This is a genomic window from Bradyrhizobium sp. USDA 3311, assembly GCF_054062495.1.
On the sequence record NZ_JBSSFI010000001.1, the window covers coordinates 5,050,416 to 5,072,168 of the forward strand.

At 62.9% G+C, this 21,753-nt stretch carries 8 protein-coding genes; 4 read left to right on the forward strand and 4 right to left on the reverse strand.

The genetic code is table 11. From position 1 onward, the window contains the following. Positions 1-308 precede the first annotated feature (308 nt). Positions 309-11,552: an immunoglobulin-like domain-containing protein gene (locus tag ACVWW6_RS24045; RefSeq protein ID WP_456681474.1), complete on the forward strand. Its 11,244-nt coding sequence runs from the start codon at positions 309-311 to the stop codon at positions 11,550-11,552. Between the two features lie 53 nt (positions 11,553-11,605). On the opposite strand, the gene ACVWW6_RS24050 is transcribed toward ACVWW6_RS24045, so the two are convergent. From ACVWW6_RS24050 to ACVWW6_RS24065, 4 genes are all read right to left on the reverse strand, one after another. After that, entirely contained in the window at positions 11,606-12,643 is a 1,038-nt protein-coding gene (locus ACVWW6_RS24050; RefSeq protein ID WP_456681475.1) for a transglutaminase-like cysteine peptidase, read from the reverse strand. A 234-nt stretch (positions 12,644-12,877) separates the two neighbouring features. Next, positions 12,878-14,128, reverse strand: coding sequence for an HlyD family type I secretion periplasmic adaptor subunit (locus ACVWW6_RS24055; RefSeq protein ID WP_011088217.1), 1,251 nt, complete (start codon positions 14,126-14,128; stop codon positions 12,878-12,880). Continuing rightward, positions 14,118-16,373, reverse strand: coding sequence for a type I secretion system permease/ATPase (locus ACVWW6_RS24060; protein WP_011088216.1), 2,256 nt, complete (start codon positions 16,371-16,373; stop codon positions 14,118-14,120). The genes ACVWW6_RS24055 and ACVWW6_RS24060 overlap by 11 nt, the downstream gene beginning before the upstream one ends. A gap of 191 nt (positions 16,374-16,564) precedes the next feature. After that, complete coding sequence (locus tag ACVWW6_RS24065) at positions 16,565-18,283, reverse strand: TolC family outer membrane protein (protein WP_097532583.1); 1,719 nt, start codon at positions 18,281-18,283, stop codon at positions 16,565-16,567. 528 nt (positions 18,284-18,811) lie between these two features. On the opposite strand from ACVWW6_RS24065, the gene ACVWW6_RS24070 reads away from it, so the two are divergent. From ACVWW6_RS24070 to fcl, 3 genes are all read left to right on the forward strand, one after another. Next, complete coding sequence (locus ACVWW6_RS24070) at positions 18,812-19,132, forward strand: hypothetical protein (protein WP_049832405.1); 321 nt, start codon at positions 18,812-18,814, stop codon at positions 19,130-19,132. Between the two features lie 507 nt (positions 19,133-19,639). Further along, positions 19,640-20,710, forward strand: a complete 1,071-nt coding sequence (gmd, locus tag ACVWW6_RS24075; protein ID WP_456681476.1) for a GDP-mannose 4,6-dehydratase — start codon at positions 19,640-19,642, stop codon at positions 20,708-20,710. Then, entirely contained in the window at positions 20,691-21,644 is a 954-nt protein-coding gene (gene fcl / locus ACVWW6_RS24080; protein WP_028171353.1) for a GDP-L-fucose synthase, read from the forward strand. The genes gmd and fcl overlap by 20 nt, the downstream gene beginning before the upstream one ends. Positions 21,645-21,753: the final 109 nt, after the last annotated feature.

Genomic DNA, 21,753 nt, shown 5'->3' on the forward strand with positions numbered 1-21,753 from the left:
CGCTGCAAGATGCTCAATCTAAATGCCTTTTCGGCGCCCGGTGTCCCGATTAGCCAATTTACCACGGCGCACCAAAAACCCCTCGTTAACTAGTTGATTTCGTTGACCCCCGCCTCGGTTAACAATAGCTTAATAGCGAAATTTTTCGGATTGCTTTCTAAAGACTTGATTTGAACTGCATAGAGTTTTGGCAGGGGCAGATAATGAACGCACAATTTCAGGTAGCGCAGGCTACCGGCACGGCTATTCCTACCAACACAACTCCAGTTCGAACTTTCACGCTGGCAAAGCCGCTAACAGATCAGGCGGTGGTCGTACATCTCGGATATGACCAGAAGGTCAAGCTCGATTTCTCGGCTATAGCCAACGAAAAGATCACGCTCGTCCATGTCGGCGAGAAGCTGATCATTCTGTTCGACAACAAATCGACGATCACGGTCGATCCGGTCTTCGATTCCCGACACGACGATCAGCACCTGCTGTCCATCGAGCTGGCGCCCGGACGCGACGTCAACGTGCAGGAATTCGCGAGCCTCTTCCCCATCACCACAGACCAGTCCGTGCTGCCTGCAGCCGGTGATGGCAACGGCAACGCCCAGGGAAGCGGCGCCAACTTCTCCAATGCTGCGGTCGATACCCTAAACGCCGGCAATCCGTTGGACCTGCTCGGGCAGGAACAGCTCGGCAATTTCGTCCTCAATCCCGAGACTTTCGCCGGACTGCCTGCAACGACTCTGCCGAGTGCAGGCTTTACGCTCTCGGATACGATCGTCATCCACGATGAAACCGTCGATGTACAGATTCTGAACGGTGCGAACGATCAGCCCAGTGCTGGTCTGCCCGCAGTCTTCTCCGCCGTCGGACTGATCGGATGGGCCCAAAGCGCCGTTTCGGAGATCGCGTCGTCGAGCGCCGGTTTCGGCAGCGGCGGGACCGGAACGATCGCCTATGCGCTGACGACCTCGACCGGCGCGGCGTTCGCCGGCGTCGATTCCGGTCTGCAGGCCACGGTCACCGGCAATGAAATCTTCCTGTTCACCGAGGGCAATCTGGTCGTCGGACGTGAGGGCGCCGGCGGCGTGGCCGATCCGAACGGTGCGGTCGCCTTCCAGCTCTACCTCGATCCTGCGAGCCTGAAGCTTGACGTGGCCCAGTATGAAGCCATCAAGCACGGCACCGCGTCCGCCCCCGACACGAGCGAAGGCGCGCAGCTTGGCCATGTCGTTTTCGTGCAGCAGACGGTGACGGACGGCTCCGGCAACACGGCGACTGCGCTGTCGACCGGCTCGCTCGGCGTGTCATTTCTCGACGATGGTCCGACGATCCTGGTGACGGTGGCTGACGGAAGCGAAGGACCCACGCGTCTTGCAACCTTGTCGCTAGACGAATCGATCGCCAGTGACCGCGGCGCGAACGGCTTCCCGGACGGAACGTTCGACGACGTCTCGGGCAATACGAGTCCGGATCCGACCGGCACCCATCCCATCGGCACGATGAAGACCGATGTCGGCAATGTCGAAAGCCCGGGCGATCTGGCAGCCCTGTTCAATGTCGTCAAGGATGGCGGCACGGACACCGAGAAGACGACCGACTATGCCTATTCGTTTACTCTCAACGCCGCCGGCTTCTCGGAGGAATCGAAGGGTGGCATCGCCACCACGTTGAAGGTGACGGACCCGAACCACACCTATTCTGACGACACGATCTATCTGTTCAAGGTCAGCGACACCGAGATCGTGGGCCATGTCGGCGACGATCCGAACGGCCCGGTCGCGATTCGCATCACGCTGGATAACGCAGGCAGCCTCTCGGGAGGCCAGCTCGTCGTCGACCAGTACATGGCGATCGACCATGGCGCGGACCTCAACAATTTCGATTCGACGCAGTTCCTCAATCTGGTCGGAGAAGGCGCGAGCCTCGGCATTACGCTGACCGCGACCATCACCGACGGCGACAATGATACCGCGACGTCCTCGGCCACGATCGAGATCGCGGGGCCCCAACAGTCAAGCATCGGCTTCCAGGATGACGGCCCGTCGATTGATGTGACCGTGCATCAGCCGGTGGAGGGTTCGGCCCATCTAGCCACACTGTCGCTCGACGAATCGATCGGCGGCGATCGCGGCGCCAACGGTCTTCCTGACGGAACGGTCGACGACGTCTCAGGCAACACGGGCCCGGATCCGACCGGCACCAATCCGATCGGCGAGCTGAAGACGGTGGCCGGCGAAGGCGAGCTGAAGGGCGATCTGGAGGCGCTGTTCGACGTCACCAAGATTGCCGGCACCGACGGCGAGAAGTCGACCGACTATGCCTATTCGTTCGCGCTCTCGGGCGGCAAAGAAGCGGAGAACGGCGGCATCGCCACCACGTTGAAGGTGACGGACCCGAACCACACCTATTCTGACGACACGATCTATCTGTTCAAGGTCAGCGACACCGAGATCGTGGGCCATGTCGGCGACGATCCGAACGGCCCGGTCGCGATTCGCATCACGCTGGACAACGCAGGCAGCCTCTCGGGAGGCCAGCTCGTCGTCGACCAGTACATGGCGATCGACCATGGCGCGGACCTCAACAATTTCGATTCGACGCAGTTCCTCAATCTGGTCGGAGAAGGCGCGAGCCTCGGCATTACGCTGACCGCGACCATCACCGACGGCGACAATGATACCGCGACGTCCTCGGCCACGATCGAGATCGTGGGTACCGAGGACTCCAGCATCAGCTTCCAGGACGACGGCCCCGCGGTCTCGGTTTCCGCCAATTCGGCTTTCCAGGTCGTTCACGACGAGACCCTGCTGCTGCAGAGCCCGCCGTTCGGCGACGACAATGACATTCTGTTCACGCCGGTGTTCAACGGCGTCAGCAATCCCGGACACGATCCGCAGGTTCTCTTCGGCCTTCCGATCGGGTACGCGCAGAGCAACGTCGCCGCGCTCACCATCGACAATGTGGATTTCGGCACCGACGGCGCGGCCAAGACGGGCGCCCAGCTCTTCTCGCTGACGCTGACCGACGCGCAGGGTCAGAGCACGACCGGCCCGATCGATTCGAATCTCGCCACGACGGAAGGGAAAGAGATCTTCCTGTTCCTCGAGAACGGCCTGATCGTCGGCCGTTACGACGGGGGCGATCCCGGCAATGACGTGACCAGCACCAACGATCCGGCCGCGTTTGCGATTGCGATCGATCCGGTGAACGGCAAGGTGTCCGTCGTCCAGTATGTTTCGCTTCACCATAACAGCGCTGATATCGGCGGCGATATCGATGAGGCGGTCTCGCTTGCAGGCGCCCTCGGCCAGGTCAAGGCGACCGTGATGGTCACCGACGGCGACGGCGACCACGCTTCGGCGTCCGCCAACATTGGCGGTGGTATCCAGTTCGAAGACGACGGCCCGCTGGTGGCGGCGACGCTGTCTCGCAATTTCGGGGTGACGGCGGACGAGACACCGGGCAACCAGGCGAACGACGTTACCGGCCCGCTGCAGATCTTTGCTGGCGTGCAGAATCCCGGCGTTGATCCGGATGAGCCCGGAACACCGCTCGCCTACGCGACCAGCAGTGGCGCAGCCCTGAGCATCCTGCCGTACTTCGGCGTCGACGGACCCGATCCGGCTGCGGCGATCACCTATTCGCTCGAACTGAAGTCTTCAAACTCCGGCGTGACGTTGACAGACGGAACGGCGATTTCGTTGTCGCTGGACAGCGCCGGCCGGGTGATCGGCACGGTGGGTACGGATAACGTGCATCCCGAGCTGAGCGGCACCACCGCCTTTGCCGTGGCCATCGATCCGCTCTCCGGCAAGGTGTCGGTGGTCGAATATCTCTCGCTGCATCACCCCGATTCGTCCAATCCGAACGATCAGGTTTCGCTCGCTGCTGGCTCGATTTCCGCCGTCGTAACCATCAAGGATGGCGATGGCGACACGGCGTCCGCGTCGGCGGATATTTCGAGCAAGATCCACTTCAACGACGACGGTCCGGCGCTGACCATCGGCACCGGCGTGACCACGCCGGAACTTGTCGCGCTCGCACTGAATCTGGACGAGACGATCGGCCATGACGGGTCGCCGCCGGATCAATACAATCTCGGCGAGGGCGAGTCGGGCGGCGGAGTGCCGAACGGAACGGCCGACGACACCGGCAACGCCACCGTCACGTTCACGACGGACGCGACCTCGACGGCTCAGATCGGCGAGCTGATGACGGGCGCGGGGCTGCTGGCGCCGTTGTTCACGAATGCGGTGATCGATTACGGGGCTGATGGTCCCGCCCTGGTCAATCCCGTCACGTCCGCGCTCAGCCTCGTCCTGACGGGCGCGCCCGAGGCGGGCGGCATCAAGACCAACCTTGTCGCGACCGCGCTGGCGGATAGCCTGCTCGAAGGCACGTCGCAGGAGCATCGGACCGTCTGGCTGACGATCGAGGGCGGTCAGATCGTCGGCCGCGTCGGTCATGATACGCTGTCCACGGGCGATGATTTCGTCGTGCTGCGTATCTCCCTGAATTCGACCGATCCGGCCACGGCACAGCTCGTGGTCGATCAATTCCTGCCGATCGATCACGACGCGTCGGAGCCTGCCGGGGCCCAGTTGCCCGAGAATCCCTCGCTGTTCGACGAGTCGATCTCGTTGCTCACGGCGATTGCCGGCCAGAGCGTCGGCGTGAAGCTCACCGTGACGGTGACCGACGGCGATGGTGACCATGTCACGAAATCGGCCACCGCGACTGTCATCGACCACAGCAATTCCATCGTCTCGATCGACGATTCTGGTCCGACGATCTCCGCTTCGCAGGATTGCGTCGATACGCCGCTCAGCTATGTCGGCATCAAGGCGGGCAACGTCGACGAGCGCGGTCTCGATGGTCCGAGCGATCAGGACGTGCTGATGTCCGGCGTCGGCCAGGGCAATAGCCCGAACGCGAACACGATCAACACGACAGGGAGTGATATTGGCGTCGGCAACCAGTCGATCGAGGGCCACGAGGTCCACGGAGGCAACGACCTGGCTGCGGAGATACTGCGGCTCGACTTCGTCAACAATGTCACGTTCCCTGCCAATACCTTCGCCTATAATGGGCACTATGAGGTTGATGCGGCCTCGTTCACGATCCACCAGATCCAGGGCAATCCGAGCAATACGGCGACGGTTTTCGTCCAGGTCTTCAATGCCAATGACAACAACGACTTCACCGATGACGGCAATCCGCTGCCGATCACGCTGAACGACGTCACCGTGACCGGGGATGCCAGCTACACCAAAATTCCGGTGTATGACGGCAATACGCTGGTCGGCGTCGTCATCGTCGGCCTGAACGAGGGTGCCACCGTCACGGTTGACACGTCGAACGATTTCAATCGTCTCGTCATTTCCAATTACGACAATGTCGCCTTCTCGAGCACGCCGAACGGCGCGCCGACCCTTCCGGTCGACCCGAACGATTCGCAAGAGCTCAATGTCGGTCATCCGTTCTCGGTGAGCGGCATTTCGTCCGTGGTGTGCGCGCCCGCCACGCTCAGCGTCACCCATGACGAGAGCGCGGGATTCGCTCCGCAGTCCGGCCCGAACCCGGAGAACGACGTCGATCCCGCGACCGCTCCGAGCGTGCTGACAGCCGCGATTGCCGGCGCCCAGATCGGTACGGTTCTCGGCTACGCCGAGTCGACCGGCGCCGCCAACACTCTGTTCACGACGCCCGATTTCGGCACGGATGGACCCGGCCCGGCCGGAGGTGTGTCCTATCAACTGACGAATTCCACCGGTGGCGGGTTCACCGGCCAGGATTCCGGGCTGAACACCACGGTCGGCAACCGCGACATCTTCCTGTTCACGGATTCCGCCAACCCGAACATCGTCTGGGGCGTCGACAGCAACAACCTCCAGACCGGCGAGAAGGTGTTCGCGCTTTATGTCGACACCGACGGGCATCTGTGGGTCGCACAGTTCGCGGCGATCGCGCACAATGTCGATGGCTCGACGCCCGCCGCCTATGACGACGAGGTCTCGATCACCAACGGCCTCGTGTACATCTCGGCCACCGCGACCGACGGTGATGGCGACACCGCCCATGCCGTTTCGCCGGCCGGGCTTCACATCAATTTCCAGGACGATGGTCCGCATGCATTTGCGGAAGCGCCGCAAGATGTCCTCGAAGGTTCCGCGCCGGTCACCGGACAGCTCGACTTCGATCCGGGCGCTGACGGCGCGACCGTCACTGAGATCAACGGGGTGAACTTGTCCTTCGGTGTGGACGGGTATTCCCAGGCGATCGCGCTCGCCCATGGCAGTCTCCAGGTCACCGCGGACGGCGCCTACAAGTTCGTTGCGCAGCCCGACGACGTCTACAAGACCGGCGGGCCGGCGAACTTCACGTACACCGTGACCGATGGTGACGGCGATACGTCGGCATCGACGGTATCGTTCGTGGTCACCGACGACAGCGACCCGACCAAGGTGACGTTGAACGACGTGACGGTGAACGAGGGCGTCGGCACGGCGACGATCTCGGCCAGCGTGGATCATGCGCCGCAGGGCAGCAATCTTGTGCTGACCTTGAGCAACGGCGCGACGATCACGATCCTTAATGGCCAGACGACGGGCACCTCGACGCCGTTCGCGGTGCAGGGCGACGACCCCTATGTCGATCACGAGACCTACCCCGTCTCAGTCACCGGCGCGACCGGCGGCAATTATGAGCTCCTTGACACCACCGACACGTCGACGGTGACGGTCAACGATACGATCACCACCAACTTCGTGACGCTGGACAACGTCGTGGTGTTCGAGAACCAGACGTTCGTCTACACGGCGCACATGGACTACGCCTCGCTGACGTCGTTCACGGTGACGCTGAACAATGGCGTGAACATCACCTTTGCGCCCGGTCAGTTTACCGCGATGTCGGCTCCGCAGGCGGCGCAGGGCGAAGACGTCTATGTGGACGGCCAGGTCATCCCGGTCTCGATCGCCGGCACGTCCGGCGGCAATTTCGAGGCGGTGAACACCACGACCTACGGCAATGCCACGGTCACGTTCAAGGACACGATCGACCCGACCAAGGTGACGTTGAACGACGTGACGGTGAACGAGGGCGTCGGCACGGCGACGATCTCGGCCAGCGTGGACCATGCGCCGCAGGGCAGCAATCTCGTGCTGACCTTGAGCAACGGCGCGACAATCACGATCCTTAATGGCCAGACGACGGGCACCTCGACGCCGTTCGCGGTGCAGGGCGACGACCCCTATGTCGATCACGAGACCTATCCCGTCTCGGTCACCGGCGCGACCGGCGGCAATTATGAGCTCCTTGACACCACCGACACGGCGACGGTGACGGTCAACGACACGATCACCACCAACTTCGTGACGCTGGACAACGTCGTGGTGTTCGAGAACCAGACGTTCGTCTACACGGCGCACATGGACTACGCCTCGCTGACGCCGTTCACGGTGACGCTGAACAACGGCGTGAACATCACCTTCGCGCCCGGTCAGTTTACGGCGACCTCGGATCCGCAGCCGGCGCAGGGCGAAGACGTCTATGTGGACGGCCAGGTCATCCCGGTCTCGATCGCCAGCACGTCCGGCGGCAATTTCGAGGCGGTGAACACCACGACGTACGGCAACGCCACCGTTACGACCAAGGATACGATCGATCCGGTGACGGCCACGCTGAGTGCGACACCGTCGACCAGCGAGGACGGCGGCTCGATCACCTACACGGTGACGCTGACGAGCGGGCTGAGCCCGTTCACGCCGACCAGCAATCTGGACTTCACCCTGGCCAATGGCGAGCACGTCATCGTGCAGGCGGGTCAGGCCAGCGGCTCGACGACGATCGCGGTCAACGAGGACGACGTCTATATCGACACCCACCCGGTGACGAACAGCATTGTCAGCCATACCGGCGGCAGCGAGTACGAGAGCCTGGTGACGAACCCGGCGACGGTGACGACGACGATCACCGACGACAGCGACCCGGTGACGGCGACGCTGACGGCGACACCGTCGACCAGCGAGGACGGCGGCTCGATCACCTATACGGTGACGCTGACGAGCGGGCTGAGCCCGTTCACGCCGACCGGCAATCTGGACTTCACCCTGGCCAATGGCGAGCACGTCATCGTGCAGGCGGGTCAGGCCAGCGGCTCGACGACGATCGCGGTCAACGAGGACGATGTCTATATCGACACCCACCCGGTGACGAACAGCATTGTCAGCCATACCGGCGGCAGCGAGTACGAGAGCCTGGTGACGAACCCGGCGACGGTGACGACGACGATCACCGACGACAGCGACCCGGTGACGGCGACGCTGACGGCGACACCGTCGACCAGCGAGGACGGCGGCTCGATCACCTATACGGTGACGCTGACGAGCGGGCTGAGCCCGTTCACGCCGACCGGCAATCTGGACTTCACCCTGGCCAATGGCGAGCACGTCATCGTGCAGGCGGGCCAGGCCAGCGGCTCGACGACGATCGCGGTCAACGAGGACGACGTCTATATCGACACCCATCCGGTGACGAACAGCATTGTCAGCCATACCGGCGGCAGCGAGTACGAGAGCCTGGTGACGAACCCGGCGACGGTGACGACGACGATCACCGACGACAGCGACCCGGTGACGGCGACGCTGACGGCGACACCGTCGACCAGCGAGGACGGCGGCTCGATCACCTATACGGTGACGCTGACGAGCGGGCTGAGCCCGTTCACGCCGACCAGCAATCTGGACTTCACCCTGGCCAATGGCGAGCACGTCATCGTGCAGGCGGGTCAGGCCAGCGGCTCGACGACGATCGCGGTCAACGAGGACGACGTCTATATCGACACCCACCCGGTGACGAACAGCATTGTCAGCCATACCGGCGGCAGCGAGTACGAGAGCCTGGTGACGAACCCGGCGACGGTGACGACGACGATCACCGACGACAGCGACCCGGTGACGGCGACGCTGACGGCGACACCGTCGACCAGCGAGGACGGCGGCTCGATCACCTATACGGTGACGCTGACGAGCGGGCTGAGCCCGCTCACGCCGACCAGCAATCTGGACTTCACCCTGGCCAATGGCGAGCACGTCATCGTGCAGGCGGGCCAGGCCAGCGGCTCGACGACGATCGCGGTCAACGAGGACGACGTCTATATCGACACCCACCCGGTGACGAACAGCATTGTCAGCCATACCGGCGGCAGCGAGTACGAGAGCCTGGTGACCAACCCGGCGACGGTGACGACGACGATCACCGACGACCAGGATCCCGTTACAGCCACCTTGACGACGTCCACCGCCGGCATCTCCGAGTTTGGCGGCTCGGTCACCTACACGGTGACGCTGACGAGCGGGCTGACGCCATTCACTCCAAAGACCGATTTGGTGTTGACCCTGGCCAACGGTGAGCACGTCACGATCTTCGCCGGGCAGCCGAGCGGTTCGGTGACGACCAACTACACCGACGCGCAGATCACAAATCAGGCGTCGATCGCCGATTCCATCACCGGAGTCTTCAGCGGCGGCGGCGAATACGAGCAGCTGCTGACGACCGGAACGACCTCGGTGCCAGTCGTGTACGCGCCAACCGTTGCCGTCGGCAACAATGTCGCCCTGCCGGAAGACACCCAGGAGGTGTTCCAGTTCACGGCTACGCCCGTCAGCGCCGGCTCGCATGTCACCCAGGTCGTCGTTTCAGGCCTCACGGGCTGGAGCGTCGATACGTCCACGGCCACGGTCAACGGTGCGACTGTGACCGCAACCTTCAACTCCGGTAGCGGCGTGCTGACCTTCAACATCAGCGGCGCCGCGGCCGGCACAGTCGAGACGGTCTCGGTGGCGATGACGCCGCCACTGAACACCGACGTGGACGCGAGCATCACGATGACGGCCACCGCCGCGCAGGGCGCGATCAGCGCCACCAGTGCGGGTACGGCGGGCACCATCTATGTCGACGCCGTCGCGGACATGCCGACCGTGGTCGCCGGCCAGACGCACATGATCTTCGTGACCGACTCGCCCAGCGATTCCAATACAGCCTTCAGCAACGGCGAAACCGGAGCGCTGCAAATCAAGGCGACGTTCGGCGACGTTCACGACGGATCGGAGAGCCACACGCTGGATATCCATCTCCAGAGCGGGTTCACGGCCGGCCTCCTGGCAAGCGGCACGATCGCTGGCACCTACAACGGTGTCGCCACGACGTTCAGCTACACCTACACTTCGGCGACAGGCGACATCCACATCGCCGTCCCCCAGGATACAGGTCTCAATCCGAACGCCAACCAGACCGCCACGATCGATCTGAGCTTTGCGGTGACGGCGCCGGCGACGGGCACGCTGCCAAGCACGCTGAACTTCACGGCCACGGCGACTGCCACCGAGACCACTTTGCATGGCGGTGGGGTCGGCGCGAGCAATGCCGATCTCACCACAGACAACGTGGCGGCCTTCACCGATACGACCGGTATCCCGGCTGCGCGGCTGCTGTCCGGGACGATCGTCACCAACTCGAACCAGACCGCCCAGGACATGATCCTGACGTTCGTCGACCAGGAGCACCCGCTCGACGCCTTCTCACAACTGGTGATCACCAACGCGCAGGGCCAGCAGGGCAACGTCACCTCGGACGCCGGTTTCAACATCTCGGGAGCGGACCACTTCCTGGTCTCGCTCGATGCCCCGTTCGACACTTCAAAGATCGGTGTGACCAACTTCACACTCAACGGCACGCATATCGACGAGGCGTCTGGGCACCCTCAGATCGGGATTAGCGGCGGCAGCGTCAGTGCCGGCTTCACCGCGGTCATGACGACGAACAATGCCGCTGGCGTGACCGGCACGGATTCACACGACTCGCACACCAACAACGACAGCATCTCGGATCCGTCAGCCAATACCAACACCTACAACATGACGTATGTGGATGGTAAGAGCGCGACCGCGTCGGGCAGCAATGATGCCGACCTTCTCAATGCGGCGGGTTCTCCGGGCAACGTGGAGAACGGCGGAGCCGGCAACGACATTCTGGTGTACCACCCGTCGACCACGATCGATGGCGGCAGCGGCTTCGATATTCTGCGCATCGATGACGGAGCGATCTATAACTCGTCGCTGGAGATCAGCGGTGCGTCGGCCAACGGGCTGTCAGCTGGCAATGCCCACACGGTGGGGGGCGTCCATCTCTATGGAATCGATCTGTCGGGGGCGAACCTGACCAATCTGGAATCGATCCTGATCACCGACGATCCGCTCGCAAGCTCGCTCTACGGAACCGAGCTCAACGGGCTATCGATCGCCAAGGTCACCGCCATCACTGAGGCGACCAACAGCACTTCGGCGACGGCTCACTCGCTCTTCGTTGTCGGTTCGGCCGGCGACGATGTGCAGCTTGCGACGGGGGCCGGGGGGTGGACCGAGTCGGCCAACACCTTCACCTCCACCGGCGGGCAGGTCTTCCATCAGTGGATTCCGACAGGCTCGACCGTGGCGACGGCGACGGCAAGCCTGTTCATCGACAATGACCTGCAGGTGAACCACGCCGCGCAGGCCTAGTCGACAGCGGAAAGCGGCTCAACCGGAGCCGCTTTCGCCTCTACTGCACAAGCTCACATCAGCAGCGGGAGCGCGCCGGGCCAGGCGCTGCCGGCGGCGATGTCCGCATTACCCCATTGCGTCGCTTCGTCGCTGGCGGCGGGTGCGGCTTCCGCGGGGCCGGCCAGCTGGCGCTGGGCATAGGGCGCGGCGAACAGGTGGACGCCGGCGTGGTCGATGGCGAACAGCGGGGCCAGGTTCGTCGCCCCTGAATCCTCGATCAGCTCGGAGCGCCGGTTGTCCAGCACCAGCCACTGTCCCTCGAGGCGCGCGGCGAGCACGGCGTGGTCCTGCCGCACCGCGCGGTCGCGGACCAGTACGAGCCGCAGATCCTCGCGCGGAAATCCGGCTTCGTGGAGCGCGACATATTTCGCGATCGCATAATCCTCGCAGTCGCCCTTCGCCGTGGCGAAGGTCTCGAGCGGCGAGCTCCAGCGATCGGCTTCGCCGTGCTGCGCATAGTCGCTCACGTAGCGGACGACCATGTTGACCGCGCGATTGACCTCGTCGAGCCTTGCGCGTCCCGATTTCGCTTTCGCGGCGCCGATCAATCGCAGGAACTGCGCTGCGTTCGAGGGGCAATTGGCGGCGTCAGACTCGCACCGCTTCAGGGTCTCTGCGTCCCTGGCCAGCCTGGTCTCGAGGCCCCGCCATTTCTGCCACAACAGGCCTTCGGGCGCGCGGAAGGTGAAGAGGCCGAACGGCTCGTCGCCTTTCGCCGGCACGGGCCTGGGCTCCGGGGCCGCGTCGGTCGCGATGTTGGAAGGTGTCAGCGCCGCGAGACGGACGGCATCCGGCCCGCGGCCGCGCATGGCATCGAGCTTCGCCAGCACGTCGTTGATGCGGAAGAACGTCGCCGGCGCACGCGTTGCCGCGTCAATGCCGGGAGCGAGAGTGTCCTGGGCGTCCTGAGCCAGGGCGTCTTGAGTCAGGGCGTCTTGAGTCAAGACGTCCCGAGCCAGGGCGTCATCGGCCCGGGCGGGCGATGTCACGCCGGCAACGACCAATGCAACCAGCCCCACGCCGAGCGCGCACAGGCCTTTGCGCTGCAATTCCCAATGCAGTGTCATAGACGACGTCCCCTGCGCCGGGAGCGTCGTCAACGTCTATTGCGTCGATCCACGCCCCGATCCTGTTGTCGGATCGAGACTGAGGTCTGCGACGCTTAGGTGAGGTTAAAGCGGGGGGAGGGCGGCAGCCTTGTCGCAAAGGCGGTCAATCGCGCGCTTCGAGCGACCGGCAAATTGTCGCCGCGACCTTTGCGCCCTGTTAACCTTGTCGAAGCCTCAACGCTCGCGCAGGGCTTCGTCGCGCAGTGTGCGGGCCGGCCTCACCAGATAATCGAGAACCGATTTCTCGCCGGTCAGCACCTCGACCGTCGCGATCATGCCGGGAATGATCGGGAGCGGCTTCTGCTCCGTGCCCAGGTGGTTCTTCTCTGTCCGCACCATGACGCGGTAGAAGCTCTCCTGGCGATCCGGGGTCTTTTCGGCCTTGTCGTCGACGATCGTATCGGCGCTGATGCGCTCGACCTTGCCCTTCAGCGAGCCGTAGACGGAGGAATCGTAGGCCGAGATCTTCACCACGGCGTCCTGGCCGGGCCGGATGAAGGCGATGTCCTGGGGCTTGATGCGACCTTCGACCAGCAGCGTGTCGTCGAGGGGGACGATGTCCATCACATTGGCGCCGGGCTGCACGACTGCCCCCACGGTGGTCACGTTCAACTTGTTGACGATCCCGTGCACGGGTGCCTTGAGGTCGGTTCGCCGGACCCGGTCCTGCGCCGATTTGATATTTTCATCGAGCACGGCCAGGTCGCCCTTGGACTTCGCAAGATCTTCGTCCGCCTGGGAGCGGAAGGAGGAGACCGTGCTCGCGATCTTGGATTGGGCCTCCGCGAGTTGTCCTCTCATCTCGGTCGCCTGGCGGTCGAGCCGCAACATCTCGATTTCCGGCACCACCTTTTGCTCGTACAGCTTGCGCGTCAACGCCAGCTCCCGATCCAGCAATTTGAGCGTGCCGCCGAGCCGGGCGACCTGCTGGTTCAGGACGTCGACATCCTGCGCCAGTTTCTGCGCGCGCATCTTGAACACGCTGCTTTCCGTGGCCACGGCCGACGGCACCACCTGGTCAAGCTGATCGGGAAAGATCAGCTCGCCCTTTCCCCTGGCTTCGGCCTCAAGTCTGGTGACACGGGCCGCCATCGCAGCCCGCCGTTCCCTGATCTCGCCGAATTCGGATGCAAACTTTGTATCGTCGATGCGCATCAGGGATTGTCCCTGCTGGACGATCGATCCCTCCTGGACGAGGATATCGCCGACGATCCCGCCTTCGAGCGACTGCACCACCTGCATCTGGCGCGCGGGTACGACGCGGCCGTTGCCTCGCTTGACTTCATCCAGCACGGCGAAATGAGCCCAGGTCAGGAACGTGGCGAGCAGGGCAAGGGACGCTACAAGCAGCATGCGGGAGGTCCGCGGCGCACGAAGCGCGGCGGCAGCCCGAACATCGTTGGCAAACGCGAAATCAGACGACATTGGTTCTGGCCATGGGTGAGACGGGTTGTTCGGCAGCCGCCGGCATCGGGGTCTGGCTCGGCGTCGATGGCGCCGGCTTGCCCTGCAGGAGCGCGAGAACCTTGTCGCGGGGGCCGTCGGCGATCAGTCGGCCGTTGTCGAACAGCAGCAGGCGGTCGACCATATTCAGCAGTGAGAGCCGATGCGTCGAGATCAGAATGGTGATCTGCTCTTCGCGCAACGCCCTCAGGCGCTCGAGAAATTCGGCTTCGCTGCGAATGTCGAAATGGGCGGTCGGTTCGTCCAGAAACAATATCCGCGGCTTCCTGATGAGCACCCGCGCAAGGCCGATGGCCTGCTTCTGGCCGCCGGAGAGGCTCCGGCCGCCTTCCGAAATGGGCATGTCGTAGCCCATGGGATGGCCCGCGACGAACGTCTCGACGCCGGCCAGCCGTGCCGCGGCCAGGACTTCCTCGTCGGTTGCCTCGGGTTTGCCCAGCGCGATGTTGTCGCGCAGCTTTCCGAAGAACAGCTCGGTGTCCTGCATCGCAAAGCCAACCCCGGACCGCAGGTCGGACGGATCGTATTGCCGCGAGTCGACACCATCGACGAGGATGCGGCCCTCCTGCGCCTCATAGAAGCCGAGCAGAAGCCGCCCCACAGTCGTCTTGCCGGATCCAATGCGTCCGATGATGCCGACCTTCTCGCCGCCTTCGATCTTGAAGGATACCTTGTCGAGGGCCTTGCCGGGCGCGTTGGGGTAAGTGAAGCTGACGCCGTCGAAAGCGATCGCGCCTTCACGGATCTGTCGAGAGACATAGGCACGCGCAGGGGATCGCTCGCGCTCCAGCGACATAATGCGATCGATGGCCTTTAGCGAACTCAGCGTTTGCGTTCCGCGCGTGATCACCGAAGCGATCCCGGCGATCGGTGCCAGAACGCGCCCCGCCAGCATGTTTGCCGCGACCAGCGCTCCGACCGTGAGCTTGCCGTCGAGTATCAGGAATACGCCGACGACGATCAGGGCGAGGCTGGTGAGCTGTTGGGCCGTATTGGCGCTCGTCAGCGCGAGCGAGGCCCAGAAATGGACGTCTTCGCCCGAGCGGGCCGTTGCCGCGACCGATCGTTCCCAGGCCGTTTGCATGCGCGCTTCGGCGCCGGTCGCGCGTATCGTCTCGAGGCCGGACAGCGATTCGACCAGCACGCCATGACGTGCCGCAGCTTCAGCCTGCTGGCGTTTCATGGCCCGGTCCAGCGGGCGCTGCAATGCCAGGCCGATCAGGAGCATGACCGGCAACATCACCAGAGGTATCCAGGCCAGCGGCCCTGCGATGACAAAGAGAATCCCGACAAACAGCATCGCGAACAGCAGATCCGTCGCGGATACGACGCTGCCGGACGTGAAGAACTCGCGAACTGAATCGAAGTCGCGCAACTGATTGGCGAGGATACCCACCGACGCGGGACGCTGCGCCATCTTCACGCCCATCACGTGCTCGAAAATGTTGGCAGCGAGGATGACGTCGATCGTCTTGCCGGTGACATCGATCATACGGCTGCGAACCGTCCGGAAGATGAAGTCGAACGCAATCGCCAACCCCATTCCGATCGACAGGGCGATCAGCGAAGGAAGCGCGCCATTGGGGACGACGCGGTCGTAGACGCTCATGGTGAAGAGGGGCGTCGCCAGCGCGAGCATATTTATCAGGAAGGCTGCAAGCGCGATGTGACCGTAGCCGCGCCAATGCAGCTTGACCACCGACCAAAACCAATGGCTTCGCGGCAGGTCGCCGGCAGCGACGGCGCGTGCGTTGCTCTCAACCGTAGCCCTGACGAAGAAAGCGTATCCGGTGTAGCCGGCCGAGATGGTCTGGATCGCGTGAAGCTCAGGGATGCCGGCCTTGAGGGACGGATTGAGGACTTTGACACTGCTTCCGGATTTGTCGAACCCCAGCAGGATCAGCGTCGTGCCATTCTTCATGATAAGGACGGCCGGCAGCACCAGCGCGGGAATATCGGCAATGTCCCGTTTGACCGCTTCGGTCTGGAGGCCCGCGCGCTGAGCCGCACGGTCATAGAGGGGAACTGACAACCGGCCGTCGAGGATCGGCAGGCCGCCTAGCAATGCCTCGCGACTAACAGCGCGGCCGTGGTACGACGCCAGGAAAATGAGCGATGATGCAAGTGGGTCGTCGCTTTCGAGGCGACCTGTCGCTTGCTTCGGTTCAGACGCAACGGCTTGCTCCGCGACGGAGTGGCCATGCATGTGCGTTGACTCGGATGCTCGAAACAACAAATGCGAATGTCCAAAATGAAATGATGCGGAGCGAAAAGCGAACCGTCATTCCAGCATAGCGGAAAACGCACGAAATCATTTGGTTAATCGGCAAAAGCGCAACTAAAGGTTAATCTTCGAACCGCCTTTCGCCGATCACGGACGCGCTCGCGGAGTTGGAACTATCTCTGAACCGGCTCGAATGCCGTCGCCAGCCAGTGCGGCTTTCTATCGGCCGCGTACGCGGTAGCGGGAGAGGTGTTGAGTATGACCGGATCGTCGGTGCTTCGCCGCTGCGTGATCCATTCGGATGCTCCCACCATGGTCGGCAGATTGGATCGTGTCGGCCATCTATCCTTGAACGCATCAGGTTCGGGCGCTTCGCTCGCGTAGCCCAGACGGGCGGGAACTCGTTCCGGTGCAGGCACCGGGACGTTCAGCGGTTCGGAACCGGTCTGGGGCAGCTTCACGCGGAGCGTCGGCGCCTTGTAGTCGGGCGTTCCGAAAACCCCAAGATCCACCGGCGCTGCGTCAACAGGCGGCGGAGATTTCAAATATTCAAGCAGCGTGCCCATGGCCGCCAAAAGTTGATAGTCGGCGAATACCACGACGCCACGAGCCGAGGTCAACGAAACCAATGCGTTGAAATACTGGTTCTGGGCATTCAAGAGGTCAATCAGCGAACGCTGGCCAAGCTCATATTCCTTTTGGAAGGCCGCAATCGTCTTGCGATCAGCCTCGAGTTGCCGCGTCAGCGCGGCGATTCGTGTCACGGTGACCGTCCGCGCTGCCCAAGCCTTGTCGATGGATTCGATTGCATCGCGCTGAAGGCGTGCATGCCGCGCGGTACTTTCGACGTAGCGTTCGGACATCTCCGACCGCCGCCAGACATCCTGACCGCCGCGGAAGACATCCCAGGACATGACAACCTTGCCGCTGTAGTCGTCGTGAGTAACCCCAAGATAGGGGTAGGTGTTGTCGTTGTGCGTCGCCCGGCCCTCGAGCGAGAAGGTCGGAACAAAAGCGCCGTCCGTCACGCGAAACGCATGCTTTGCCGCATCGGCGTCGGCCTGCGCGGCCTGAATGGTGGGGTTGAACCGTACCGTGGTGGCAAGGGCCTCGTCGCGGGTCGTGGGCAAGCCGCCCAGTGGTCCCGGAAAGCGAAGATTGATGGGTTCAAGTCCGACGACCTTGCGGAATCTGGCGCGGGACTCTTCCAGGCTCCGGCGGAATTCGGCGAGCGTCGCACGCGCATTTTCAACCCGTTCGCGGGCCTGCTCGAGATCGCCTTCACCGGCGCGTCCGCCGGAAAAGCGCGTGTTGACGTTGCTGAAGATCTTCTCGTGGGTGACGACGTTCTGCTCGCTGAGCGTGACCAGCCGCAAATAGCGCACGACGTCGACATAGGCTTCCGCTGCGTCCAGGGCGATCAACTCGGTCCGCTCGCGAACGCGGAAAGCCGCTGCGTTGACGCGCGCCGTCTGCCGCCAGATGTCGTGAATCGAGGCGAAGCCGTCGAACAAGATCTGCCGGACGACGACGGATTCCTGCGATCCGTTTCGCCACGAGCCATTTCCGACGATCGGGACGGGCAGGGCGGTGCCGGTTGATACGGCAGCGCTCTGGTCGAATTTTTCGGGACCCCAGCGCGCTTCCACGCGAACCTGCGGAAGCAGCGTGCTCTGGGTCTGGCGAAGCTCGCTCTCGGTAGCGCGGCGGTTAGCCGAGGCTTCACCAACTCCAGGGTTGGTACGTACGGCCTGTTTCAACGCGTCATTGATCGAGAACGGTTCGGCTAATGCGCCGCCGCATGGAACCACAGCCAATGCTGTGAAAACGAAAATGTACTTGAGCAATTTTACCTCCGCCCGTTTCCGAAATTCGGTCGCGGGGTCCCCCATGAAATTGCCTCAAGTCTCGCAAGGACTGAACCGACAAGCTAGGCGCAATGCGGGAAAATTGAGCAATTATACCGGGTTGTCGCATTTCTGCCACGTCGGAGGCAGAGCGGAGGTGTAATAATACCTCTGTCTTCGAGGTGGAGGGCGGCGCCAAACCTGGATGTGACGAAGCGCAAGCTTCCACGATGCCCGTACTGTTCCGCCGGCGGACGGTTCTGTATTGGCGAACAGAAACCGGGCTTCACGCTCAACCGATCATCCGAAGGAGCCCGCTGCCACAGCGCGAGGACAGGTCGCGGCCGACACGCGGGCCGGCTTCGGCGCCTGTCATCACAGCCGTCGTTGCAAGCAGGTGTCGCCGATGCAGAGCGTCGGCGCTGGTAACGCTGCACGGTCCTTTAGGCGAGGAGAGCGCGCATTTTGCTTGCGTCCGGCAAGGCACCTAGTGATTGTGACGGAAAGCGTGAACGAATATTCGCTGAAATGACGTGACTGATTTTTTTTCGATTGATATTTTTCGGATTTTCGATGCGAACTCTGCTCATTATTCTTGGCATTTGGCTGCTCATCAATGTTCTCTTCGCCGTGATCATGATCCCCCCGCGGAAGTCGCGGAGGTCGAATGGTGAGCGAGGACAGAGCGGCCTGTCGCCTGCATTGATCGATCCGAAAAGCCGGCTGGAAGAGGACGAGGGTTTTTCGCTTCGTCATGCGATTATTGCAGTCGCGCTCGGCGCCTTCTTTTCTCTGAGCCCGCCGTTGCTGCAAGCTTATGATGCGATCGCGGCATTCGTCAGAAAGCTCCGTCGAGGCGAGGGGGCCGGCGTGAAGCCTTCGGACGACGAATAGGTGCTGAAATCCGTTCATTCGAGGATCCGTGCCGAGCATGAAATGCGGTTTCCCTGACGTCGATTGACGCCGGCTGCATCGCCGCAGAATGAAGAAACTTCAAAGCGGCGTGTTGGGTGGGTGAAGCGCTCGACATCCTTGGCATGCGTGCGGCGCTATCCGGACAGAGGCCGCGAGCGATCGACAATGGCCGGTTTGAGCAGAACCTGCGCCGGCGAGCGCCCCCGACTCGCCGCGTCATGGGTGCCGGCCGTCTTGCGCAGCACACGCGCCAAAGTGAGCCGCGGCTGGAATGTCCAACACGAAACTTGGGGATGATGTAACTTCTTGGAATTACGTATAAAAGCGGGAAAGAGATTCTAAGCCGGAGCGCTTCACCCGCTTCAATCTCCATTGCGTCCCGTACGTGTTGACCGGGGCGGCCGTTCTGTCAAAGAAGGGCGTCACATCGACGGCCACGAACGCGCGGACCGCCCCGCCAATGGGTACCAGGAGATCGGGATAGCTATGACCGAGCGGATCGCTCTCATCACCGGCGTGACCGGCCAGGACGGCGCCTATCTCGCCGAATATCTGCTGTCGCTCGGCTATGTCGTGCACGGCATCAAGCGGCGCTCGTCTTCGTTCAACACCGCGCGGGTCGATCACCTTTATCAGGATCCTCATGTCGGCAACGTGCCGTTCCTGATGCATTACGGCGACATGACCGACTCGACCAATCTGATCCGCCTGGTGCAGCAGATCCGGCCGACCGAGATCTACAATCTCGCCGCCCAGAGCCACGTCGCCGTGAGCTTCGAGAGCCCGGAATACACAGCTAATGCCGACGCGATCGGCGTGCTGCGGCTGCTGGAAGCGATCCGCATCCTCGGCATGGAGAAGGAGACACGGTTCTACCAGGCCTCGACCTCCGAGCTCTACGGTCTCGTGCAGGAGATCCCGCAGAAGGAGACGACGCCGTTCTATCCGCGCTCTCCTTACGGCGTGGCAAAGCTCTACGGCTATTGGATCACGGTGAACTACCGTGAGGCCTACGGTATGTTCGCGTCCAACGGCATCCTGTTCAACCATGAGAGCCCGATCCGCGGCGAGACTTTTGTCACGCGCAAGATCACGCGCGGCGTCGCCCGCATCGAGGTGGGATTGGAGGACACGCTCTATCTCGGCAATCTCGAGGCCAAGCGCGACTGGGGGCATGCCAAGGACTACGTCGAGGGCATGCACATGATCCTCCAGGCCGACAAGCCCGACGACTTCGTTCTCGCCACCGGTGAGACGCGCTCGGTGCGGGAGATGGTCGAATTGTCGTTCGCGCAGGTCGGCCGGCGCATCGTGTGGCGTGGCGCAGGCGTCGAGGAGACCGGTGTCGATGCCAAGAGCGGCAAGACGGTGGTGAAGATCGATCCGACCTATTTCCGCCCGACCGAGGTCGATCTCCTCATCGGTGATGCCAGCAAGGCGCGCGAGGTGCTCGGCTGGAAGCCGAAGCGGAGCTTTGCCCAGCTTGTCGAGGAGATGATGGCGAGCGATCTGGCACAGGCGAAACGGGACGCTGCCCATGACAAACGCTCCGTTTGAGCTGAAGGGCAGAAGCGTCTACGTCGCCGGCCATCGCGGCATGGTCGGCAGCGCGCTGGTGCGCCGGCTCGCAGGAGAGGATGTCAAGCTCGTCACCGCGGACCGTCGCGAGGTCGATCTCTGCAACCAGGCTGCGGTGTTCGACTGGTTCGCAAAGGTGCGGCCGCAGGTCGTGTTCCTCGCGGCGGCGAAAGTCGGCGGCATCGTCGCCAACAACACGCTGCGCGCCGAGTTCATCTACGACAACATCGCGATCGCGGCCAACGTGATCCACGCCGCGCATCGGAACGGCGCCGAGAAGCTGATGTTCCTCGGCTCCTCCTGCATCTATCCCAAATTGGCCCCGCAGCCCTTGCGCGAGGAGTCCGTGCTGACCGGCCCGCTGGAGCCGACCAACGAGCCCTATGCAATTGCAAAAATCGCCGGCATCAAGATGGCGGAGGCCTACCGCAGCCAATATGGATGCGACTTCATCAGCGTGATGCCGACCAACCTCTACGGCCCCGGCGACAATTATCACCCTGAGATGAGCCACGTCGTCGCCGCGCTGATCCGCCGCTTCCACGAGGCGAAGGTTTCGGGCGCCAAGGGCGTCGTCGTGTGGGGCACCGGCACGCCGCGGCGCGAGTTCCTCTATGTCGACGACATGGCCGATGCCTGCGTGCACCTGATGAAGACCTATTCCGGTGCCGGGCTGATCAACATCGGCACCGGCGAGGACATCACCATCGCCGAATTCGCGCGCGTCGTTGCCGAGGTCGTTGGTTACAGCGGCGAGATCTCTTTCGACACCTCGCGGCCCGACGGTACGCCGCGCAAGCTGCTCGACGTCAGCCGCCTTGCAGGACTCGGCTGGCGCGCGACTACCTCGCTCGAGGACGGCCTGAAGCGCGCCTATGCGGCGTATCAAGCCGCGCAGCTAGCTGCGCAATAATCCAGCGACTGCTCGCCCGCGTTGTTCGATGCAGGGGGAGATCAGAACAAATCCCCATGGGAACCTTCACCGCAAGCACGAGTTGGCTGGTCGGAGGGGGTGACGGCTA